Here is a 21,951-nt window from a genome sequence, read left to right as displayed (position 1 = left end):
GTACTTGGCGAAAACTTGATCTTTCATCTTCAGGTAATCTTCAGGCAAAGTGTTGGAAGCTGCGGTCATGCATTATCGAGAGACCGCACAACCGGAAGACGGAAAGGGAGAGCAGTGAGACCCCGAGCGGACCGCGAGTTCACTGTCGGACACGGCATCACCGCCGTCTGAACGGTCCTCCCGGACAACCGCACAGGGCCGGCCACCGCTGGTGTCACTCACTGCCGTGATCCGGCAGGACACGACACCTCGTTCGGATCGGCCACTCTCACCCGCTTCGTTTCCGGCTTCCACACATGTACGTCCCGCACCACCCCCCACTGACCCGACCACACCGCGTTCCGGCGAGCCCGGGACCGCAGGAGGCAGGCCATCATGAAGTCATCGCTCATCGACAACGCCCGTTCCTTCTCCACCCAAGTCGCGGAACGCCCAGAGGAGTTCCGCGAACTCGCAGCAGGACAACAGCCTGAGGCCCTGTTCATCACCTGCTCAGACTCCCGTGTCATCCCGTCCCTGATCACGGGCGCCCGCCCGGGTGAGCTGTTCGAGCTGCGTACGGCGGGCAACATCGTCCCCCGGTACGACGCGAACCGGCCCAGCGGCGAAGCGGCCACCATCGAGTACGCGCTGCGCGTGCTCGAAGTCCGTGACCTGGTCGTCTGCGGCCACTCCCACTGCGGTGCGGTGGGTGCCCTGGTGCGCGACGAGGACCTGTCCGGCGTTCCCGCCGTACGGGACTGGCTCGGCCAGGGCGTCTCCGCGCTCCCCTCGGACCAGGGCCTCGCGCATGCCGTACGCCACCACGCGGCGTCCCAACTGCGCACGCTCCACGGCTATCCCGCCGTAAGGGAACGCATGGCGGAAGGCAAACTCGCCCTGCACGCCTGGTACTACGAAGTCGACACCGGCGCGATCAGCGTCCATCGGCCAGGGTCGACAGGGAGGTTGGGCGGAGAGTTCAGACCGTTGTGACGGACGTCCCGGCGCGCTCGCTTCTCCCGTCCCCGTCCCTCCCGTCCGCTCCCGGACCGTACAACTAGGACTCACACATCATGTTCTCCCGGCCCGACAAGCCGAATCAACCTGCCCGAACCCGGCCCGCCGACCAGTCGGCCTCCGGCAAACCGCCCTCGAACTGGGACCAGTTGAAGGACCGCGCCGTTCTGCGGCGGGACATCCTCGCCTCCCTCGTCGTCTTCCTCGTCGCCCTCCCCCTCTGCGTCGGGGTGGCCGTCGCCTCCGGTGTCCCCGCCGAACTCGGCCTCGTCACCGGCATAGTCGGCGGACTCGTCGTCGGCTTCCTGCCCGGCAGCTCGCTCCAGGTGAGCGGTCCCGCAGCCGGGCTGACCGTGCTCGTATACGAAGCCGTCAAGGAGTTCGGCCTCTCGACCCTCGGCGCCATCGTCCTGGTCTCCGGACTGCTCCAACTCGCCCTGGGAGCCTTCGGCTTCGGCCGCTGGTTCCGGGCGATATCCGTCGCCGTCGTCCAGGGGATGCTGGCCGGCATCGGTCTCGTACTCGTCCTCGGACAGGTGTACGCGATGGCCGACACCGACCAGCCGTCCGGCGGGATACCCAAGCTCACCGGGCTGCTCGACCTGGGCGTCACCATCATCAGCGGTGGTACGGCACTCACCGCGTTCCTGATCGGCGCCGGGACCATCGCCGTCCTCGTCCTGTGGCCCAAACTGCCCGCCCGCGCACGGCTGGTGCCCGGACCGCTCGCGGCGGTGGCGCTGGCGACCGGTATCACCCTGCTGTTCGACCTGCCCATCGCGAAGGTCGAGGTCCAGGGGCTGCTGGAGTCCATCAGCCCGCCCGGCCTCGGCGACTTCGGACAGCTCGCGAGCGTGGCCGCGATCGGTACGGTACTCGCCTTCACCCTGATCGCCTCCGCCGAGAGCCTGTTCAGCGCCGCCGCCGTCGACCGCATGCACGACGGCCCACGCACCGAATACAACAAGGAGCTGATGGCGCAGGGCATCGGCAACACCATCTGCGGCGCGCTCGGCGCGCTCCCGATGACAGCCGTTATCGTGCGCAGCGCCGCCAACGTCCAGGCAGGTGCCCGGACTTCGCTCTCCCGCGTCCTGCACGGCCTGTGGCTGCTGCTCTTCGCCGCACTGCTCCCGGCGGCGATCGGCGTCATCCCGCTGGCCGCGCTCGCGGGTGTCCTGGTCCACGCGGGCTGCAAGCTCATTCCCGTAAAGGACTTGGCGCCGCTCTGGCGTGAACACCGGGGTGAAGCAGTGATATTGGCCATCACGGCCGTCGCGATCCTGGTCACGAACCTCTTCGAGGGCGTGATCCTGGGGCTGCTGCTCGCGGTGGTCAAGACGGCGTGGGAGATCTCCCACCTCCACGTCGACGTACGCGAACTCACCGGCGGACGGATGGTCGTGACCATCACCGGCAACGCGACCTTCCTGCGGCTGCCCAGGACCATGGAGCAGCTGGAGGAACTGCCGAAGGACCGGCCCATCGAGCTGGACCTGTCCGGTCTCCACCACGTCGACCACGCGTGCCGGATCGCCCTGGAGAACTGGGCGCTGCGCCACAACGACCAGGAGACGGAACCGGTCAGGATGGTCCCCGTGCCGGGCGCGGAGTCGAAGTCCGGCGCTTCCTGAGCCTGAGCCCTGCCCGTAGGGCGCAGGGCAGCACGATGCACGATATGGCATGGCATAAGGCGCTGGACGGATCACTCCGTCCAGCGCCTTTACGCCCGGTGTGGAAGACGCCCGGCGTCCCGGCTCCTCAGGGCAGCAGCGCCGACAGATCCACGAACGACGCCATCCTGGCCGTCACATCCTCCGCGTACACCGCGTCGGGCCGTTCGAAAGCGGCCCGGCTCGCGCCCCTGAGGAAGGTCACCACCCCCAGCGACCGCCCCCGGCACCGCAGCACCGTACAGAGCGCGTGCACCGAGTCCGGTGGCCACTTGCGCGCGACCGCCCAGGTCTCGGACGGTACGGCGCCCTTGCCCCGGGGGGCGGACGCCCGCACCGCGCCCCGGCGCTCCATCGCGTGGAGCGCCGGATGGTGCGGCCCGTACCGCACCGGGATCCCGCCCGCCCCGGCCGGTGTGCTCGGCCCCGCCTCGCCGCCGGACGGCGTCGCCACCGTACGTATCAGCCGTACGGGCAGGTCCGGCTCCAGCGGCCCCGCGGCGCCCGGCCCCGGAGGTCCCGCGGCGTACGGGAACGACGCGGCGCCCACGTACCCCGGCCGCACGCCCGCCACCAGGTCGATCAGCGCGTGGTCGGCGAAGCCGGGGAGCGCGAAGTCCAGGTAGACCGTCACCGCCTCCAGCGGGTCCTCGCACTCGGCGGCGGCCCGGCCCGCACGGTGCAGCTGCGCGGCCCGGAACCGCAGCTGGTCCGCGCCCCGCGCCGCCAGCTTCTCGGCGGTCACGTCCTGGAACATCCAGCCCACGCCCAGCGGCACCGGCTCCTCCGCCAGCGGCGACGCGAGCCGCAGGAACCCGCAGCGCCAGCAGCGCCGCCGCTCCCCGTCCGGTGTGCGGACGGTCACCCACAGCTCGGCGAAGGTACTGGGCGCGCCCTCCGAGAGCACGTGGTGGAGCGCGGCCTCCAGCTCCTCGACCCCCTGGCTGATCAGCTCCCCCAACGGCCGCCCCAGCACGGACCCGGTCCCGGGCTCTCCGGACGGCTCCGCCCCGAGCGCCCGCGCCGCGTGCTCGTTCACCACGGTCGGGCGCAGGTCGACGTCCACGAGGACGACGCCCCAGGACGCGTCCTCGAAGAGCGCCTCGCTGAGCGCGATGGCCCGCTCCAGATCGATCTGTTCGTGGACCTCGCTGAAGGCGCTGTACACCCCGGCGGGCTTGCCGTCGGCCCCGCGCACCCGGGACGACTGCGTCCGTATCAGCACCCGGGTGCCGTCCTTGCGCAGCAGCGCGAACTCGTCCACCTGGCGCCCCGGCGCGTCCATCACCGCCATCAGCCGCGCCCGTACGTCATCGGCGTCGGCGGTCCGGACGGCCCAGCCCGCGAAGCCGTGCCGCCCGACGGCCTCCTCGGCCGTCCAGCCGAGGGTCCGCTCGGCCTCGCGGTTCCAGTGCGTGATCACCCCGGCCGCGTCGAACGCGCAGAGCGCCGCGTCCATGCCGTCGAGCAGCGCCGCGAGCAGATCGGCCCCCGGGCCGTCCCGTACGGGATCCGGCTCCGGGGCTGTCTCGCTCCGAGAAGCACTCAATGCCTGCACCCCCTGCGGTCCGTCCGCGCGGTCCGTTTCCGCCTGCGCTGCCGCCCGTTCACCCATTGAACTCGAACGTGACCCAGCACACACAAGATTCCCCGAAAACTCCCGGTCCGACCATCCCGGAAATTCACTTGAGCTCCCCTGGAGGGCGGCCTAACGTGTGACGCACACCGAAAGGAGGTGATCCGGAAGATGTTCTCAGTCCGGACAAGTGAGGTGGCTGCGGGCTAACGGCTCGCCGTCGTATCTCTCCGCAGTACTCGGCCGGTCGTAGGCCGCAATCCAAGCAGTCACCGCCCCGCAGGCTCGCCGGTCCGTCCGGCCGGCTCCTCCTCGGAGGAACCCGAGCCTGCGGGGTTCCGCTGTCCCGGGGCGGCTTTCGTACGCTCACGGTTTCGTAAGCTCACGGTTTCGTACACTCACGGTTTCGTACGCTCACGGGCAGAGCCGCTCCAGCCGCCAGCCCGGCCCCCGGGGTCCCTCGCCGCGTATGTACCGCAGCCGGTCATGGAGCCGGTTCTCGTGCCCCTGCCAGAACTCGACCTCGTTCGGCGTGACCCGGAAACCGCCCCAGTGCGGCGGCACCGGCACCTGCTCGCCCTCCGGGTAGCGGGCCGCGAGATCCTCGTACCGGCTGAGCAGCACCTCCCGCGAGTGGACCTGGGTGGACTGGTCGCTCGCCCAGGCGCCGAGCTGCGAGCCGTGCGGGCGGGTGCGGAAGTACGCGGCCGTCTCGGCGCGCCCGATCCGGGCGGCGGTACCCCCGACGATGACCTGGCGGGCCAGCGGATGCCAGGGGAAGAGCAGCGAGACGAACCGGTTGGAGCCGATCTCGCGGCCCTTGCGGGACCGGTAGTTGGTGAAGAAGACGAAGCCGCGCTCGTCGTACCCCTTGAGCAGGACCGTACGGGAGGACGGGCGGCCCTCGGCGGTGGCCGTCGAGAGGACCATGGCGTTCGGCTCGGGGAAGCCACAGGCGACGGCGTCCTCGAACCAGCGGGCGAACTGGTCCATCGGAGTGATGGCCAGCTCCGCTTCGAGGAGCGGTGTGGAGCGGTACTGCTCACGCATCGCGGCGGGATCGGAGGAACCGGCGGCGGAGGAAGCGGCGGCCGGGCCGGCGGAACCGGCGGCGGAAGAGGAACCCGCGGGGGAATCGGAGGCGGAATCCGGAGTCTCGTCAGGCACGGAAGTCACAGGGCCATCCTGCCGTAGGCCCGAGTTTGCCCAGCACCGCATGGTCCTCATCCTGCCGCGCGAAACTCCAGTGGTGTGCCGGTGATCACCCCGCCCGGCATCCTGCGTGGCCGGGCGGCCAGCGGCTATCGTTCGACCCCCTTCTCCCCCGTATCTCCCCCTCTCCCATTGCCCCCGCGCTTCCCGAGGAGTACCCCGATGCCCGATTCCGGCACGTCCTTCGTCCCCGGTCTCGAAGGAGTCGTCGCGTTCGAGACGGAGATCGCCGAACCGGACAAGGAGGGAGGTGCGCTGCGTTACCGGGGCGTCGACATCGAGGACCTCGTCGGGCAGGTGTCCTTCGGCAATGTGTGGGGGCTGCTGGTCGACGGGGCGTTCAACCCCGGGCTGCCGCCCGCCGAACCCTTCCCCATCCCGGTCCACTCCGGTGACATCCGGGTCGACGTACAGTCCGCGCTGGCCATGCTCGCGCCCGTATGGGGCCTAAAACCACTCCTCGACATCGACGAACGCACCGCGCGCGACAATCTGGCGCGGGCGGCGGTGATGGCCCTGTCGTACGTAGCCCAGTCGGCCCGTGGCCAGGGGATGCCGATGGTCCCGCAGCGGGAGATCGACAAGGCGCAGTCGGTCGTGGAGCGCTTCATGATCCGCTGGCGCGGCGAGCCCGACCCCCGCCATGTGAAGGCGGTCGACGCCTACTGGACGTCGGCGGCGGAGCACGGCATGAACGCGTCCACCTTCACCGCCCGCGTCATCGCCTCCACCGGCGCCGATGTGGCGGCGGCGCTCTCCGGCGCGGTCGGCGCGATGTCCGGGCCGCTGCACGGCGGCGCGCCCTCGCGCGGCCTCGGCATGATCGAGGAGATCGAACGTACGGGCGACGCGACCGCGTACGTCAAGCGGGCGCTGGACAGCGGCGAGCGCCTGATGGGCTTCGGCCACCGCGTCTACCGCGCCGAGGACCCCCGGGCACGGGTGCTGCGCCGGACGGCCAAGGAACTGGCCGCGCCCAGGTTCGAGGTCGCCGAGGCCCTGGAGAAGGCCGCCCTGGAGGAGCTGCACGCGCGCAGGCCCGACCGGGTGCTGGCGACGAACGTGGAGTTCTGGGCGGCGATCGTGCTGGACTTCGCGGAGGTCCCGGCGCCCATGTTCACCTCGATGTTCACCTGTGCCCGCACCGCCGGCTGGTCGGCGCACATCCTGGAGCAGAAGCGGACGGGCCGCCTCGTCCGCCCGTCCGCGCGCTACACCGGCCCGGGGACGCGGGACCCGCGCGAGGTGGCGGGGTACGACGCGATCGTCCGCTGATCCGACCGGCGGGGGCGGGGGCAGAGACAAGGGGTCGGGGCGCGCAGGCGCGGGCCGGGGGTCATCGGTTCTCCCGCTCCCGGTCCGCGTACCACTGCGCGATGGCCCCCTCCCGTACCGCCCGGTCCCTGATCTCCCGGTCCCGCAGCTCGCGCCGGAGGATCTTGCCCGAGGCGGCGCGCGGCACACTGCCGATGAACTCCACGCGCCGGACCCGCTGGTACGGAGCGACCCGCCCGGCGACGTACGCGATGACGTCGTCCTCCGTCAGCACCTCCGCCCCCGGCTGCCGCACCACGTACGCCTTCGGCACCTCGTCGCCGTCCGCGCCCTCGTCGCCTCGCACCCCGATCACGGCCGCGTCCGCGATGTCCTGGTGCGCGAGGAGCAGCGCCTCCAGCATGGCGGGGGCGATCCGGAAGCCCTTGTACGCGATCATCTCCCGCACCCGGTCCACCAGGACCAGCCAGCCGGCCTCGTCCACCCGCCCGACATCGCCGGTGTGCACCCAGCCGTCGGTGTCGATCATCCGGGCGGTGGCTTCGGGATCGCCCAGGTACCCCTTCATCACCTGCGGCCCGCGCAGCAGGATCTCGCCCTCGGCGCCGGGCGCCAGGTCCCGGCCGGAACCGTCCAGCGCGACGACGCGCATCCCGGTGCCGGGCAGCAGCTTCCCGACCGCGCCCGGTGGCGGGGCGGCGGCGGTGAGCGGGACGGCGTGGGTGGCGGGCGACAGTTCGGTCAGACCGTACGCCTGCCGTACGGGCGGCAGGCCGAGCCGGTCCGCGCAGTCGGCGGCGAGCCGGGCGTCGAGCGGGGCGGCGGCGCTGAGGACGCAGTCGAGGGAGGAGAGGTCGAAGCGGCTGACGGCCGGGTGCTTGGCGAGCGCGAGGATGATGGGCGGGGTGACGTACAGGCTGGTCACGCGGTACTTCTCGATGGTCCGCAGAAACTGTTCGAGGTCGAAGCGCGGCAGGACGACGATGGCCGCGCCGTGCCGCAGGGGCCCGTTCATCAGGGCGGTCAGCCCGTAGATGTGGAAGAACGGCATTACGGCGAGGACGCGGTCGCCGGGCCCGAGCCGCACGACCGGTTCGAGCTGCGCCAGATTGGTGGCGATCGAGCGGTGGGTGAGCATCACCCCCTTGGGCGCCCCGGTGGTGCCCGCGGAGTACGGGAGCACCGCGACGTCCTCGCCCGGGTCGATGGCGACGACCGGGTCGGGCGCTGTCGACCGCACCAGACCGAGTACCGAGCGGTGTCCCATCTCCCGGTCGCCCACCCGGTCGCAGACGAATATCTCCTGGATGCCTCCGACCAACTCCGCTGACCTGCGGGCCACTTCGAGCAGCGGCCCGACCGTGACGATCCAGCGAGCGGCGGAGTCCATTAACTGCCGGGCGAGTTCTTCCGCCGTGACGAGCGGATCGACGGTGGTGACGGACGCCCCGGCGCGAGTGGCCGCGTGGAAAATGGCTGGATACACAGTGGTGTTGGGGCTGTGCAGGGCGAGGACATCCCCCTTGCGCACGCCCGCGTCGGCGAGTGCGGCGGCGATCCGGCGGTGCTGGTGGTCGAGTTGGGCGTAGGTGGTGACCGTACCGTCCATGCCGTCGATGAGCGCCACGGCGTCGCCGTACTGGGCGGCATGGCCCAACACGGCCTCGTGGACGGGCAGATCGATGACGGGGACATCCGCGTACTCACTGCGGAACACGTACTCGCTGTGGAACACCATGGCGGTCGGCCCTTCAACACGGTGGATGTGTGAAGGCAGTGTGTCGGTCGCCACCACCGCGTGTCAGTACCACCGCTCGTGCGGCAGGGTCGCCTACGCGGGCGTTGTGGCCCTACCGATCTGTGTACGGACCGCGCCCATGCTCGCCACGATGACCAGCGCGACCGCCACCGCGTCGGTGACGGACAGCGCCTGGTGCAGCACGAAGAACCCGGCGGTCGCCGCGATAGCCGGCTCCAGGCTCATCAGCACGGCGAAGGTCGGCGCGGGCATCCGCCGCAGGGCGAGGAGTTCGAGGGTGTACGGGAGGACGGAGGACATCAGCGCCACCGCCAGCCCGAGCCCCAGCGTGGACGGCACCAGCAGCTTCGCCCCCGCCTCGGCCAGTCCCAGCGGCAGCGCGAACAGCGCGCCGACCCCCATCGCCAACGCCAGCCCGTCGGCCTGCGGGAAACGCCGGCCGGTGCGCGCGCTGAACACGATGTACAGCGCCCACATGGCCCCCGCCGCGAGCGCGAACGCCGCGCCGACCGGGTCCAGCCGGTCGAACCCGCCACCGCTCAGCAGCACCACCCCGCCGAGCGCGAGCGCGGCCCACACCACATTGACCAGCCGCCGGGAGACGATCACGGAGAGCACGAGCGGCCCGAGAACCTCCAGGGTGACGGCCGCGCCGAGCGGGATGCGGTCGGCCGCCTGGTAGAAGAGCCCGTTCATCGCGGCCATGGCGGCGCCGAACACGACGACGGTCCCCCAGTCGGCGCGCGCATGCCCGCGCAGGGTGGGCCTGCACACCGCGAGCATCACGATCGCGGAGAGCGTGAGCCGCAGAGCGACCACCCCCACAGGCCCGGTGCGCGGCATGAGCAGGACGGCGATGGCGGCCCCGAACTGTACGGAGAGCCCGGCGGTGACCACGAGCGCGACGGGCCCGAGGGCGCGGCCCTTCCCGGCGGCCGGTTCGGCGGCTCCGGTGGCTTTCCCGGCCGCCGGTCCGGTGGCGTCTGCCGGTATGACGGCAGGGGCGGGCGTGGCGACGCGCGGCTCTTCCACCGGAACCTCCCAGGGTTTATTTGAATAAACTGGCAGTGCAAAATAATGAACCGTGATGCCAGGTACGCCGCCCCCAGCACCCCCCAGGACGGTAGACCCAACCCGCCATTCCGTGAAATACCGACCGTGCCGCGATGACGCTCCGCACACATGCGCGTCGAGCCGCGTCATCTCCGTCGTTTCCTCGCCATCGCCATCGCCATCGCCGAAGAATCCAGCGCTCCCGGCGCCGCCACCCGCCCAGCCATCCCCCATCTGGCGTACCTGGCAGACGAGTTGGCGTCGGGAGAAGCCGCTACCGTCGTCCCATGACGACAGATCCCACGTCCCTGCCCACGGCGGAGTTCGCCTTCCCGGGCCCCCTGCGCGACCGGCTCGTCCGCGCGATCCTCGACGGAACCAAGACCACCACGACCGGGCTCCTCATCGGATACCAGCGCACCAGGGAGCCCTTACCGAAGACCGGGGAGCGCGCGGTCGTGGTCGACTCCGACGACCGCCCGGTCGCCGTCATCGAGACAACCGGCGCCCGGGTCGTCCCCCTCGCCGAGGTCGACCTCGACCATGCGGCGAACGAGGGCGAGGGGTACACATCCGTGGCCGAGTGGCGAACGGCCCACGAGGAGTTCTGGCACAGCGCGGAAATGCGCCGCACCCTGGGCGACCCGCTCTTCGCGGTACGGGACACGACCCCGGTGGTCCTGGAGGCGTTCCGGCTCGTGGAGGACCTCCGTCCCGACGGCACCGACGGCACGTGAGGCCCGGGGGAGGGAGGGGTGCTTCGTGGGACCTCCCCACGAAGGATGCGCGTGGGAGCACGGGAGCGATCCAGGCACCCAGGAGGTGACACCCTCCCCCGAAAGGTGATCGCACTCACCGCCGCCCGCCTACCCTCGGGGGATGGATCGCTACAGAGGAACGGCGTGTCTGGAGTGGTGGGTCAACCGGTCGACCTGCCTGGCCCGCATATCGGTCGGCATCGACAACACCCCCAGCGACAACGCATGGAACGCGGCTCCCCACCCACCGCTCGAACCAGGAGCCAGGGACGACATGCGGTTGCTCATCGAGGCCAGCCCCTACTTCACCCTCCGCCTCGCGGACGGCTCGGCGGTCGAGGTCGAAGTGGACCACTCGGAGGGCATCGACCGCCTACGGCTCGTCGAGGTCCCCGATCCCCCAGCGCGTGTGCGATGACGCCTGCCCACCGGTTCGATCCGCCGGAGTGCGGGCTTCTCGACTCGACCCGGAGAGCACCGGGGTGACGTCCAGGCCGCGCCCCGACAACCCACCCCCGCATCCACCAACTCCACCCCCCTCACATGTACTCGTCGGGGGAACCACCATGCTGGTCCTGCGGCCACGCGACCCGGCAGTCCAGACAGGTCAACCGCCACTGCCACTCCCCCGACTCCGGGTGCTTCGCCTGGGACAGGATCACCGCGGTATCCCTGCACTTGATGCACTGGACCGGCGGCCTCTTCCGCTCGGTCGGCCAATACGAGTCCATCCCGGGGTAGTTGCTCACATCCTCCAGTCTTCCAGCCCGTACGGACGCCGGTAACGGAGCACAGAGCGCACCCACCGACACCACAACCAGACCAGCGGCGGCCACCACAAAACCCCACGGATCGCAGTCGGTCACCGACCCCATCACCCGGAGCCCGCAAGCGTGAACCACACGTTCTTGTGCCCCGGCGAACACCCACCACACACCGTCGCCCCCACGCCCGCGCCAACGTCGCCACCAGGAACAACCCCTGCCCCGACTCCAGTTCCTCACCAACACCGCCACCTCCGCCCGGCACCCCGGGCACCGGCAAGACCCAGGGATTGTCATCCGCCACGGAGACGGTCACCTGTTCCCGGTCGACGGTCACGGCCATACGGATCAACGGGGTACGCGTATGGCGGTGCGCGTTCGTCACCACTTCGGTGGTGCAGAGACGCGCCTCGTCGAGCAGCACGGCATGCCGCTCCTTGAGACCCAACAGCGAAGTGACGAAGTCACGCGCGACTTTGGGCGCGGCCGGAGTGTTGGGCAGGGAGAGCCCATAGGTGTCACCACCTCGCGGGGGCGGAGGAACGGAGGGGGCGAGGGCAGTGGCGGTGGTAACGGTGGTCATGTCGTTCTCCCAACGCGAAACGGTGATCCGGACAGGGCGCGCTACCGCTCGCCACGCGTGGCAATGGCCGCGGGGACGGCTGCACTTCGGGCTTACTGACGTGCGGGGCTGCGCTGCACTCACCGTAGGGTAAATATATGTACCGGTCCATCTATGTAACCCGTTCCGGTGACAGTCGGTGGACCAACGACACGCATCCGCGCAACACTGTGCGCAGAAAGGGAAGGTGACATGCCAACAAGAGACAACCCGACCGCACGCCAGGTACGCCTCGGTGCGGAACTGAAGAAACTCCGGCTCCGATCCGGAAGGATCGCCCGCGAAGCCGCCGGCCTCTTCTCTACCGATCAAGCCAGGATCAGCAATATCGAGGCAGGCAAGATCGGGATCAGCGAAGAACGGGTTCGCATGCTGGCGGTCTTCTACGAGTGCGATGACAACGCACTGATCGAAGCGTTGTGCGTCATCACGAACGAACATCGCGGCCAGTACTGGTGGGACAAGTATCGCGGGATACTCCCTCCCGGCTTCATGGACGTTGCCGAACTGGAGCACCACGCGAGCTATCTCCGATATCTGCAACCAGTGACCTTCCCTGGGATCTTGCAGACGGAGGACTACGCGCGATCACTGTTCGAGAGCGTGCTTCCGAAGCTACCCACCAATGAAGTGCAAGCCCGACTCGACAACCGCATGAAGCGGAAAGGGATCCTCGATCGCGAAGCCCCGACGGATGTTGAGGTCATCATCCACGAGGCCGCACTCCGCATGCGCATCGGCGGGAGGAAGATCGCACGCGAGCAGCTTGAGTACCTCATGGAGGTTTCGGAGCGGCCGGACATCATGCTTCGGATCATCCCGTTCACCAACGAGGATTTCATCCACCTCACCCAAACAGTGCTGTACGCAGGCGGCATCGTCCCCCAGCTCGATGCCGTCCACCTTGACAACAGCCATGACGGCCGCATGCTTGACGCTGCCGCAGAATTGGAGAAGTACCGAACGTTGCTCGACTTTGCCGAGCAGGCTTCCCTGGAGCCTGCTGAGTCGCGCAGCTTCATCCATCACATCGCACGAGAACTGTGAGACCGAGGCATGAACACCAACCCCAACTGGCAGAAGTCCTCTTTTTCCGAAGGGGGTGCGCAGTGCATTGAGATCGCCGGACACGGCGGCGAGATCCTCATGCGCGAGAGTGACAACCCGAACGTATTTACGACAACCGACCACATCAAGTTCACCGAATTCATCTCAAGTATCAAAGCGGGCGAGTTCGACCACTTCGCCAGCTGACCCCTGCCGTCGCACACCCCGCACGAAACTGGAGGCACAGGCATGCAGGCGGAGATTAAGTGGCAGAAGTCATCGTTCTCCGATCTAGGAGGACAGTGCGTTGAGGTTGCCGAACACGGCGGCGGCCTCTTGGTTCGCGAGAGTGACGACCCGAACGTAATTACGACTACCAGTCGGGCCAGGTTCGCCGCACTGACCGCAGGCATCAAGTCAGGCCTGTTCAACCGCTTCACCAGCTGAGCCCCAGCACCAAAAACAGGGTCCCTCGCTCGATGGCGAGGGGCCCTGTCGTACGTTAATGCGCAACCATGTACCGGTACATGGTTGCGCGGAGGCAACCCGTGACGCTACCGTCACTACGCGTCGCCACTCCAGGTCGCTCCCTCGGCAGGGATCGCCCTGGAGCAGCGCAACTCTCCCAGCTCCGTGTCCCGTTGGGAGGGCCCGAAGGGTTGCCCCCAGGTTGCTGGCTCCTCATGCCGGCCGCAGCCAGGGGGCAACCCGTTCCCCCGTACGGCCGCCCCGTAACGGCTTCCCGTACGCGGCTTCCCGCACCACCACCCCCGTACCCACGCATCACGCGTCGAGGAGAGGGCTCCGCCATGGTGAACCAGACGGACCATGCGAACCGCACAACGACCAGCGCCCCGCAGATCAGCGAACTCGGCCTCCTGGAAGCCGAGTTAGCCGCGCTCGTACGGGCAGCGGCAGCCCACCCTCGGAGTCCGGCGCCGCCCCACTGGGTGCCCAGGGAGTTCGCGGAGCCGACGCCGGAGTTGCTCAGGCGGATCAGGGACGGGCTTCGGCGGAGGGCTGCATGAGCGACGTAAACGGTGGCAGCAGGGCCCGGCGGACGCTGTCCCTGCTCATCGCGGTCCTCGGGGGCGAACGGCGCCCTGATGATCCCCAGGAGCCCGACCCCCGCGCGAACGGAAGTGAAGAACTGCCGGGGGCTGCTGAGCGCGTGCGCCCCGCGATCCGCTGTCCTCCCCCTGGAGTCCGGGCGGGGCGGGGGTGAGGGACTCCGCGAGTCCCTCAGGTCACCGGGTGTAGCGGCGGATGCGGTAGCGCAGCCCGGATGTGGAGTGCTGCCAGCCGCTGTCCTCGGCGGCTTTCCACGTCGGGTCCAGTGCCGGGGCGTAGGTGTCGCCGTCCACCGGTACGTCGACTTCGGTCACCGAGAGCGTCGTGGCGTACTCCAGGGCGGCCCGGTAGATCTCACCGCCGCCGATCACCCATGTGGTCGTGGGGGCGGGCGGCTCGGCCGCGCGTTCCAGCGCCTGGGCGACGGAGCCGGCGCGTTCCGCGCCTTCGGCCGTCCACTGCGGGTCGCGGGTCACCACGATGTTGCGCCTGCCGGTCAGCGGGCGGAATCTCGGGGGCAGCGAATCCCATGTCCGGCGCCCCATCACCACGGGATGGCCGAGGGTGGCCGCCTTGAAATGCGCCAGGTCCTCGGGCACCCGCCACGGGATCGTGTTGCCCGCGCCGATCACACCGTCGAGGGTCTGCGCCCAAATCAGCCCGACGTGCGTACCGCCGTCCAGCCCGCCGTTCGTACCGACGTTCGTACCGCCGTTCGTACCGCCGTTCATACCGCGACCGGGGCCTTGATGGCCGGGTGGTGCCGGTAGCCGAGCACTTCCACATCGGAATAGGCGTAGTCGAAGAGCGAGTCGGCTTTGCGCAGCCGCAGCTCGGGGAAGTCGAACGGGGTCCGCGTGAGCTGCTCGGTCACCTGCTCGACATGGTTGTCGTAGATGTGACAGTCGCCACCGGTCCAGATGAAGCTTCCCGGCTCCAGGCCGGCCTGCTGTGCCACCAGGTGCGTGAGCAGGGCGTAACTGGCGATATTGAACGGGACGCCGAGGAACAGGTCCGCGCTGCGCTGGTACAGCTGGCAGGAGAGCTTGCCGTCGGCTACGTAGAACTGGAAGAAGGCGTGGCACGGCGCGAGCGCCATCCTGTCCAGCTCGGCGACGTTCCAGGCGGAGACGATCATCCGGCGGGAGTCGGGGTCGCTGCGCAGTGTGGCGAGGACCTCGCTGATCTGGTCGATGTGGCTGCCGTCCGGGGTGGGCCAGGAGCGCCACTGCACGCCGTACACCGGGCCCAGCTCGCCGTTCGCGTCGGCCCACTCGTCCCAGATGGTGACACCGTGCTCGCGCAGCCAGCCGATGTTCGAGTCGCCGCGCAGGAACCACAGCAGCTCGTACACGATGGACTTGAGGTGCACCTTTTTGGTGGTGACCAGCGGGAACCCCTGCGCGAGGTCGTAGCGCAGCTGGTGCCCGAAGATACTCCGGGTACCGGTGCCCGTCCGGTCGGCCTTGGCCGTCCCGGAGGTGAGTGTCAGCCGCAACAGGTCTTCGTACTGGGTATCCGCCACGGCCAGCGAGTCTACTGGCCACCTGGGTCCTGTTGAACGGCGCGGCTGTCCGCGACCACGTTCCGTCACCCGCCACCCCAGCTGCGGCACCGTTTCGCCGGGCATATCGTCGTACCGTTCGGCGACAGCCTCTGCGGCGGCCACCCCACACCGTGCAGTCGACGACCGCGCCCCGACCCCGAAGGACCCTCTCGTGCAAGGAGCCACCCTCGCGATACCCAGGACCGGTCCCTCCGACGGGACCGGTCCCGCGGCCGACGGCGGAGACGGGACGCGCGCCCGTTTTTCGCGCCTGCGGCCGAGCCCCCGCCGGTATCCGTACGCGCTGGCTGCCCTGCTGTTCTGCGCGTACACCGTGATTTCCGTGGGCCGCTACCGCAACCTCGGGACCATGTCCTGGGACCTGGGCATCTTCGAGCAGGCGATACGGAACTACGCCCATCTGCGGGAGCCCGTGGCCGACCTCAAGGGGCCCGGCACCAATATCCTCGGCGATCACTTCAGCCCCGTGACCGCCCTGCTCGCCCCCGCGTACCGGCTGTTCCCCTCGCCCATCACGCTGCTGGTCGCGCAGGCCGCGCTGTTCGCGCTCTCCTCCATCCCGGTGACCCGGGCCGCCACCCGGATCCTGGGCAGGCGCGCCGGTCTCGCGATCGGGGTCGCGTACGGCCTGTCGTGGGGCGTCCAGCGCGCCGTGAACTTCGACTTCCACGAGATAGCCTTCGCCGTCCCGCTGATCGCCTTCTCCCTGGAGGCCGTGCTCGCACGGCGCTGGCGGACCGCGCTGATCCTGGCCTGCGCGCTCGTCTTCGTGAAGGAGGACCTGGGGCTGACGGCGTGCGCCATCGCGCTGGTCGTGGCGGTACGCACCTGGCGCGCCGATCCCCGTACGGCGTCCTGGGCCTTCGGGGTCGCGTCGCTGACGGCGATCGCCGCGCTGCTCACCTTCACCGTGGTGATACCGGCCTTCAACACGAGCGGCGGCTACGACTACTGGACGAAGGTCTCGGACGGGCCCGGCCCCTTCGACGGGTGGGACACCAAGTTCCGCACGCTGCTCTGGGTGCTGCTGCCGACCACCGGGCTGCTCGCGCTGCGCTCCCCGCTGCTGCTGGTGGCGCTGCCCACGCTCGGCTGGCGTTTCGTGTCGGGCGAGGAGCACTACTGGGGGACCGACTGGCACTACAGCGCCGTGCTGATGCCCGTCGTGATGCTGGCGCTCGTGGACGCCTGCGAGGGGGCCCGGACGAGCCCGCGCCCCTGGCTGCGCTCGTACACCCGGCATCTTCCCGCGGCGGTCGCGGCCGCCGCGCTCGCGCTGACGACCTCGCTGCCGCTGGCCGCGCTGGCCGAGGCCGCCCCGTACGAGAAGACCGACCGGGCCGTCGCCGTCGACAAGCTGCTGGCGCGGATCCCGGACGGGGTGACGGTCGAGGCGAACATCGGGCCGAGCAGCCGGCTCACCTCGCGCTGCCGGGTGTTCTGGGTGGGCAACACACAGGGCAGGAACCCGGACTACATCGCGCTGGGCAACAGGAGCGGACAGGACGCCGTCGAGTACGCGCGTCGGCTTCATCCGAAAGCCTCCTACTCCCTCACCGGTGAGACGGACGGCTACGTCGTCCTGAAACGCACCCGCCCGGCCGTCGAACCCGGGTGAGCCCGGGGCCCTCCGCCGCCCCGCTCCCGCCCACCCGGCGCCCCCACCAGCCCCTGGCCCCGCCTACCGGTCCAGCCCCTCCGCCAGCACCTCCGCCAGATGCCTGGCCCCGGAACCACTGGCCCCGGAACCACTGCCCCTGCTGCCGCCCCCGACCCCGACCCCGCCCAGCTGCTCCACCTGCGTACGGCAGGAGAAACCGTCCGCCAGGATCTCCGCCCCGGCCGCCGCGCCCGCCCGTACCGCAGGGAGCAGTTGGTCCTCCGCGCAGGCCACCGACACCTCGTAATGCCCGCGTTCGAAGCCGAAGTTGCCCGCGAGACCGCAACAGCCGCCGCTCAGCTCGCCGGTCAGCCCGGCCCGTTCGCGCAGTCTGCGGTCCGCCGCGTCGCCCAGGACCGCGTGCTGGTGGCAGTGGGTCTGGCCGACGACCGGGCGGTCGAGGCGCGGGGGCCGCCAGTCGGGGGCGCACTCCTCCAGGGCCTGTGCGAAGGTACGTACGGACGCGGCCAGCCGTGCCGCGCGCGGGTCGTCGCCCAGGAGTTCCGGCAGGTCGGTGGTGAGGGCGGCGGCGCAGCTCGGTTCGAGTACGACGACCGGCAGCCCCCGGTCCAGCAGCGGTTCCATGGTGTCGAGCGTCCGGCGCATGACCGCGCGCGCCCGGTCGAGCTGGCCCGTCGAGACATAGGTCAGCCCGCAGCACACCCGTGGACCCTCCGGCGTCACGAGGCCGATCCCGGCCGCCTCCATCACCCGTACCGCGGCCTGCCCCACGGACGGCGACAGGTATTCCGTGAAGGTGTCGGGCCACAGGACAGCGGTGGGCACCGCGGAAGCCCCGGCGTCCGCCGCTCCGGCGGCACCGGTCCGCCCCCGCAGCCAGCGCCCGAACGTCTCCGTCGCCAGCCGTGGAATCTCGCGTTCCGGTGCGATGCCGCCCAGCCGTTTCGCCAGCGCCGCCAGCGGCCGTATCCGCGCCGCCGCGTTGAGCGGCCGGGCGAAGGGGGCCGCCGCGCGCAGCCAGAGCGGGAGCAGCCCCATCGCGTAGTGGGCGGCCGGGCGGAGCCGTCCCGCGTAGTGGTGGTGGAGGAACTCCGCCTTGTACGTGGCCATGTCCACGCCCACCGGGCAGTCGCTGCGGCAGCCCTTGCAGGACAGGCACAGGTCGAGGGCGTCGCGTACCTCGGTCGAGCGCCAGCCGTCCGTCACCACCTCGCCCGCGAGCATCTCGTGGAGCAGCCGGGCGCGGCCCCGGGTGGAGTGCCGTTCCTCGCCGGTCGCGCGGAAGGACGGGCACATGACGCCCGTACCGGTGCTGGGCCCGGCGACCCTGCACTTGGCGACGCCGACGCAGCGGCTGACCGCGCGGGTGAAGTCGCCGCCGTCCGGGCCGTCGTGCGGGTAGCCGAAGGCGACCGGGACGGGTCTGGCCGGCAGTACGGCGAAGCGCAGGTTGGCGTCGAGACGGTCCGGGCGGGCCAGTACGCCGGGGTTCATCCCGCCCTCGGGGTCCCAGACGTCCTTGAACCGGCCGAAGAGGGCGACCAGTTCGTCCCCGTACATCCTCGGCAGCAGCTCCGCGCGGGCCAGTCCGTCGCCGTGTTCGCCGGACAGCGAGCCGCCGTGGGCGACGACGAGCGAGGCGGTCTCCTCCGAGAAGCGCCGGAAGCGCCGTACCCCTTCCTCACGGAACAGATCGAAATCGATCCGGACATGGATACAGCCGTCCCCGAAATGGCCGTAAGGCGTACCACGCAGGCCGTGTTCGGTCAGAAGTGCACGGAACTCCCGCAGATACGGTCCGAGTCGGGCGGGTGGTACGGCGCAGTCCTCCCAGCCGGGCCATGCCTCGGTGCCGTCGGGCATCCGGGTCGCGGTCCCGGCCGCGTCCTCCCGTACCCGCCACAGCGCCCGCTGTCCCGCCGGGTCGTCGACGACGGTGCCGTCGAGGGCGTCGGCGGCGCGGAGGATCGCGGAGGCGGCGGCCCGCGCCTCGGCCGGGGTCGCGCCGCCGGTCTCCACGAAGAGCCAGGCGCCGCCGCGCGGCAGCCGGTGCGCGCCCGTGACCAGGTCCTCGGCCATGCCCTCGACGGTCAGCGGGCCGTACGGGAGGAGCCCGGCGGCGGCCTCGGCGGCGGCGCTCTCGTCCGCGTACCCCAGCACCGCGAGGGCGCGGGCGGCGGGCGCCTCGACCAGTCGTACCGTCGCCTCGGTGACCACGCCGAGCGTGCCCTCGCTGCCGCAGAACGCGCGGGCCAGATCGGTGCCGGACTCGGGCAGCAGCGCGTCCAGCGCGTATCCGGAGATCCGGCGCGGCAGCCCGGTGGGGAAGCCGGTGCGCAGCGTCGCGAGATGGCCGTCGACCAGCGCGCGCAGCCCGTCCCGCAGGGGTACGGGGACGGCGTCGGGGCCGCGTCCCAGGCGCAGGGCGTCGCCGCCGTAGGTGGTGACCGACAGCGCGTGGACGTTGTCGGCGGTCGTCCCCCAGGCCACCGAGTGCGCTCCGCACGAGTTGTTGCCGATCATGCCGCCGAGCGTGCAGCGGCTGTGCGTGGACGGGTCGGGGCCGAAGGTCAGCCCGTGGGGCAGCGCGGCCGCGCGCAGGTCGTCGAGTACGACGCCGGGCTGGACCACCGCCGTACGGGCCACCGGGTCCACCGCGACGACGGACCGCAGATGACGGGTGAGGTCGAGAACCACCCCGACGCCCGTGGCCTGCCCGGCGATCGAGGTGCCCGCGCCGCGCGGGACGACGGGGATCCCGTACTCCCGGCAGACCGCGAGGGCCGCCGCCACGTCCGCCGCGTCGCGCGGCGCGACCACGCCGACCGGGACGCGGCGGTAGTTGGAGGCGTCCATCGTCATCAGCGCCCGCGCCGCCGCGCCGAAGTCCACCTCGCCGCTTACCGCTGTTTCCAGTGCCTGCCCGACCGACCGTACGTGAGCGGGCGACGGGGACGTTTCTCGCTGATCAGCCATGTGACCAGGATGCCTCGGCCCCGATCACGGGGCCGGTTTTCCGCCTGCTGCCACGCGTCGTTCACAGCACAATCCAAACAAGTGGTTCACAAATTGATCGCCAATTCTCATATAGTGACCACCGTTTGAGCGTTCTTCAATCTGGTGGTGCCTTAAACCCCGTGGTGCCTCAAACCCCGTGGTGCCTCAAACCTGTGGCGCCTCACCGAAGCTCACCGTCAACGCCCGGCGCGTCCCCGCCGCCCCGGAACGCACCGCCGCCACCCGGGACATCAGGTTCAGCGGCTTCCGGCAGGCCACCAGAGCCACCCCCCAGGACCCGCCCAACTCCACACACCCGGAAGGCGATCCCCGATGACCGGCACCACCACCGACGAGAAGCTCGACTGGCTGCTGGAGGACCTGCTCAAGCGCACCAGCGGCGCCCGTCACGCCCTCGTCCTGTCCCGGGACGGCCTCAAGTTGTGCCGTACCCCCGAACTCTCGGCCGACCAGGCCGACCAGCTCGCCGCCATCGCGGCCGGGTTACAGAGTCTGTCGCACGGCGCGTCCGTCGAGTTCGGGAACGGCGCGGGCGGCGTACGGTCCGCCATGACCGAGTTCTACGGCGGCGCCCTGATGATCGTCGAGGCCGGGAACGGCGCCCATCTCGCCGTCATCGCCACCGAGGGCGCCGATGTCGGTCTGGTCGGACACCACATGCGCGAACTCGTCGAGCGGCTCGGGGAACGCCTCGGCGCACCACCACGCGCCACCGCCCGAGAACAGAGCGACGTGCGCGAGAGCGGCGCGCGCGTATGAGCACGCCGGGACGGGACGACTCGCCCGACCGGCTGTACACCCTCACCGGAGGGCGCAGCCGGCCGGACCCGGGCACGTTCGACCTGGTGACGCTGGTGGTCGCGGAGAGCGGCCCCGCCCCCGGCATGCAGTCGGAACATGCCGCGATCCTGCGGATGTGCCGGCGCCCCACGGCGGTCGTGGAGATCGCCGCCGCGCTCGGCCTGCCCGGCAGCATCGTCCGGATCATGCTCACCGATCTGCTCGACAGCGGCAGAGTCAGCGCGCGCCACCCCCGGACGGCCCGAGCCGCCGACCGACTTCCCGATCCCGACCTCCTGGAGCAGGTGCTCGTTGGACTCCGTAACCTCTGAGCGGCCCACCGGCCCGCCCCCGCCGGACCCCACCGGCCCGCCCACACCGGCCCCGGCCACGGCCTTGCCGGCCCTGGCCAGTACCGCCGACAACGGCCTGAAGATCGCCATAGTCGGCGGCCGCGGGGTCGGCAAGAGCACCATGGTCCGTTCCGTCAGCGAGATACGTCCCCTGATCACCGAGGAGACGACGGACCGCGCGGGCGAGGGCATCGACGAACTCGCCGGTCTCGAAGGGCTCCACCGGGATCCGTCGACCACGATCGCCTTCGACTTCGGCCGGGTCTCGCTCGACGCGCGTTCGGTGCTCTATCTGTTCGGTGCCCCCGGACAGGAACACTTCTGGTCCCTCTGGGACCGGCTGTTCCCCGGAACGCTGGGCGCCGTCGTACTCGTCGACACCCGGCGGCTCACCGACTCCTGGTACGCGATCGACCGCCTGGCGCACTACAACACGCCCTTCATCGTGGCCTGCAACGACTTCGGCGGGCCCCTCCACACCGAGGAGCAGATCCGCGACGCGCTCGGCCTGTCGCCGGACGTGCCCATGGTGGAGTGCGACGCGCGGGACCGCTCGTCCAGCAAGTACGTACTGATCACGCTCGTCGAACACCTCCGCGCCCTGTCCCTGAAACACGCGACGGCCCCGGCGGCGGCGCAGACGACCCCGGACCCGACGCAGACGACCCCGGACCCGACGGCGACGCCCCCGGACCCGACGACGCGGAGCGAAACAAGAACCACCAGCGGCGGCCATCCCCCACACGGGTGAATCCCTTCCCCTCCCCCATGCCCCCCTCATCCCCTTCCGCACACCTTCCCCC

Annotated in this window: 22 protein-coding genes and 1 pseudogene; 14 read left to right on the top strand and 9 right to left on the bottom strand. The window is 70.4% G+C overall.

Annotation, left to right across the window (positions count from 1 at the left end; all coding sequences use genetic code 11):
* Positions 1-375 precede the first annotated feature (375 nt).
* Together ACIP8W_RS19310 and ACIP8W_RS19305 are read left to right on the top strand one after the other, a co-directional pair.
* A complete protein-coding gene (locus ACIP8W_RS19310; protein ID WP_401950799.1) occupies positions 376-975 on the top strand; it encodes a carbonic anhydrase in 600 nt (199 codons plus the stop codon).
* Positions 976-1,055: 80 nt separating this feature from the next.
* Complete coding sequence (locus tag ACIP8W_RS19305) at positions 1,056-2,633, top strand: SulP family inorganic anion transporter (protein WP_401950797.1); 1,578 nt, start codon at positions 1,056-1,058, stop codon at positions 2,631-2,633.
* A 127-nt stretch (positions 2,634-2,760) separates the two neighbouring features.
* On the opposite strand, the gene ACIP8W_RS19300 is transcribed toward ACIP8W_RS19305, so the two are convergent.
* Together ACIP8W_RS19300 and pdxH are read right to left on the bottom strand one after the other, a co-directional pair.
* Positions 2,761-4,287 carry a PAS domain-containing protein gene (locus ACIP8W_RS19300; RefSeq protein ID WP_401950794.1) on the bottom strand — a complete coding sequence of 509 codons (1,527 nt, stop codon included), beginning with the start codon at positions 4,285-4,287 and terminating at the stop codon, positions 2,761-2,763.
* A gap of 375 nt (positions 4,288-4,662) precedes the next feature.
* Entirely contained in the window at positions 4,663-5,298 is a 636-nt protein-coding gene (gene pdxH, locus ACIP8W_RS19295; RefSeq protein WP_401951293.1) for a pyridoxamine 5'-phosphate oxidase, read from the bottom strand.
* Between the two features lie 324 nt (positions 5,299-5,622).
* Here pdxH and ACIP8W_RS19290 point away from each other — a divergent pair, with 324 nt between their 5' ends.
* Positions 5,623-6,735 (top strand): citrate synthase 2, encoded by a 1,113-nt coding sequence (locus ACIP8W_RS19290; protein ID WP_402203796.1) that lies wholly within the window; start codon positions 5,623-5,625, stop codon positions 6,733-6,735.
* 61 nt (positions 6,736-6,796) lie between these two features.
* Here the strand turns inward: ACIP8W_RS19290 and ACIP8W_RS19285 are convergent, their stop codons facing one another.
* A complete protein-coding gene (locus tag ACIP8W_RS19285) occupies positions 6,797-8,473 on the bottom strand; it encodes an AMP-binding protein (protein ID WP_402203794.1) in 1,677 nt (558 codons plus the stop codon).
* A 93-nt stretch (positions 8,474-8,566) separates the two neighbouring features.
* Positions 8,567-9,526, bottom strand: a complete 960-nt coding sequence (locus ACIP8W_RS19280; protein WP_401950788.1) for an EamA family transporter — start codon at positions 9,524-9,526, stop codon at positions 8,567-8,569.
* Positions 9,527-9,676: 150 nt separating this feature from the next.
* On the opposite strand from ACIP8W_RS19280, the gene ACIP8W_RS19275 reads away from it, so the two are divergent.
* From ACIP8W_RS19275 to ACIP8W_RS19265, 3 genes are all read left to right on the top strand, one after another.
* Complete coding sequence (locus tag ACIP8W_RS19275) at positions 9,677-9,838, top strand: hypothetical protein (RefSeq protein ID WP_402203792.1); 162 nt, start codon at positions 9,677-9,679, stop codon at positions 9,836-9,838.
* On the top strand, positions 9,835-10,284 hold the full coding sequence (locus tag ACIP8W_RS19270; protein ID WP_401950786.1) for an ASCH domain-containing protein: 450 nt from the start codon (positions 9,835-9,837) through the stop codon (positions 10,282-10,284). Before ACIP8W_RS19275 ends, ACIP8W_RS19270 begins: the two co-directional genes overlap by 4 nt.
* A 142-nt stretch (positions 10,285-10,426) precedes the next feature.
* Positions 10,427-10,723, top strand: a complete 297-nt coding sequence (locus ACIP8W_RS19265) for a hypothetical protein (protein ID WP_401950784.1) — start codon at positions 10,427-10,429, stop codon at positions 10,721-10,723.
* Between the two features lie 121 nt (positions 10,724-10,844).
* Here ACIP8W_RS19265 and ACIP8W_RS19260 read toward each other — a convergent pair whose 3' ends face one another.
* The gene (locus ACIP8W_RS19260; RefSeq protein ID WP_402203790.1) at positions 10,845-11,054 is read right to left on the bottom strand and encodes a hypothetical protein; all 210 of its coding nucleotides are present in this window, start codon (positions 11,052-11,054) and stop codon (positions 10,845-10,847) included.
* A gap of 262 nt (positions 11,055-11,316) precedes the next feature.
* Positions 11,317-11,652: pseudogene (locus ACIP8W_RS19255) on the bottom strand (ATP-binding protein); the annotation flags it as partial.
* A 231-nt stretch (positions 11,653-11,883) separates the two neighbouring features.
* Between ACIP8W_RS19255 and ACIP8W_RS19250 the strand changes: the two are divergent.
* From ACIP8W_RS19250 to ACIP8W_RS19240, 3 genes are read left to right on the top strand one after another with little or no spacing between them, the layout of a single operon-like run.
* On the top strand, positions 11,884-12,738 hold the full coding sequence (locus ACIP8W_RS19250) for a helix-turn-helix domain-containing protein (protein WP_401950776.1): 855 nt from the start codon (positions 11,884-11,886) through the stop codon (positions 12,736-12,738).
* Positions 12,739-12,747: 9 nt separating this feature from the next.
* Positions 12,748-12,945 carry a DUF397 domain-containing protein gene (locus tag ACIP8W_RS19245; RefSeq protein ID WP_401950773.1) on the top strand — a complete coding sequence of 66 codons (198 nt, stop codon included), beginning with the start codon at positions 12,748-12,750 and terminating at the stop codon, positions 12,943-12,945.
* A gap of 42 nt (positions 12,946-12,987) precedes the next feature.
* Positions 12,988-13,185: a DUF397 domain-containing protein gene (locus ACIP8W_RS19240; RefSeq protein ID WP_402203788.1), complete on the top strand. Its 198-nt coding sequence runs from the start codon at positions 12,988-12,990 to the stop codon at positions 13,183-13,185.
* 800 nt (positions 13,186-13,985) lie between these two features.
* Here the strand turns inward: ACIP8W_RS19240 and ACIP8W_RS19235 are convergent.
* Positions 13,986-14,540 carry a dihydrofolate reductase gene (locus ACIP8W_RS19235; RefSeq protein WP_402203786.1) on the bottom strand — a complete coding sequence of 185 codons (555 nt, stop codon included), beginning with the start codon at positions 14,538-14,540 and terminating at the stop codon, positions 13,986-13,988.
* Positions 14,537-15,334: a thymidylate synthase gene (locus ACIP8W_RS19230; protein WP_401950764.1), complete on the bottom strand. Its 798-nt coding sequence runs from the start codon at positions 15,332-15,334 to the stop codon at positions 14,537-14,539. The genes ACIP8W_RS19235 and ACIP8W_RS19230 overlap by 4 nt, the downstream gene beginning before the upstream one ends.
* A 193-nt stretch (positions 15,335-15,527) precedes the next feature.
* Between ACIP8W_RS19230 and ACIP8W_RS19225 the strand changes: the two genes are divergently transcribed.
* Positions 15,528-16,994: a DUF2079 domain-containing protein gene (locus ACIP8W_RS19225; protein WP_401950763.1), complete on the top strand. Its 1,467-nt coding sequence runs from the start codon at positions 15,528-15,530 to the stop codon at positions 16,992-16,994.
* Between the two features lie 63 nt (positions 16,995-17,057).
* Here ACIP8W_RS19225 and ACIP8W_RS19220 read toward each other — a convergent pair whose 3' ends face one another.
* Positions 17,058-19,973: an FAD-binding and (Fe-S)-binding domain-containing protein gene (locus tag ACIP8W_RS19220; RefSeq protein ID WP_401950760.1), complete on the bottom strand. Its 2,916-nt coding sequence runs from the start codon at positions 19,971-19,973 to the stop codon at positions 17,058-17,060.
* 181 nt (positions 19,974-20,154) lie between these two features.
* On the opposite strand from ACIP8W_RS19220, the gene ACIP8W_RS19215 reads away from it, so the two are divergent.
* From ACIP8W_RS19215 to ACIP8W_RS19200, 4 genes are read left to right on the top strand one after another with little or no spacing between them, the layout of a single operon-like run.
* A complete protein-coding gene (locus ACIP8W_RS19215) occupies positions 20,155-20,331 on the top strand; it encodes a hypothetical protein (RefSeq protein ID WP_402203784.1) in 177 nt (58 codons plus the stop codon).
* Entirely contained in the window at positions 20,328-20,774 is a 447-nt protein-coding gene (locus ACIP8W_RS19210) for a roadblock/LC7 domain-containing protein (RefSeq protein WP_402153209.1), read from the top strand. The genes ACIP8W_RS19215 and ACIP8W_RS19210 overlap by 4 nt, the downstream gene beginning before the upstream one ends.
* Positions 20,771-21,127, top strand: coding sequence for a DUF742 domain-containing protein (locus tag ACIP8W_RS19205; RefSeq protein ID WP_402153206.1), 357 nt, complete (start codon positions 20,771-20,773; stop codon positions 21,125-21,127). Before ACIP8W_RS19210 ends, ACIP8W_RS19205 begins: the two co-directional genes overlap by 4 nt.
* Complete coding sequence (locus tag ACIP8W_RS19200; protein ID WP_401950752.1) at positions 21,108-21,899, top strand: GTP-binding protein; 792 nt, start codon at positions 21,108-21,110, stop codon at positions 21,897-21,899. Before ACIP8W_RS19205 ends, ACIP8W_RS19200 begins: the two co-directional genes overlap by 20 nt.
* Positions 21,900-21,951: the final 52 nt, after the last annotated feature.

This window comes from Streptomyces sp. NPDC088554 (assembly GCF_044752945.1).
Classification (GTDB): Bacteria; Actinomycetota; Actinomycetes; order Streptomycetales; family Streptomycetaceae; genus Streptomyces.
The sequence above is the reverse complement of the archived record's forward strand: the minus strand, read 5'-3'. Positions and strand labels throughout refer to the sequence as shown.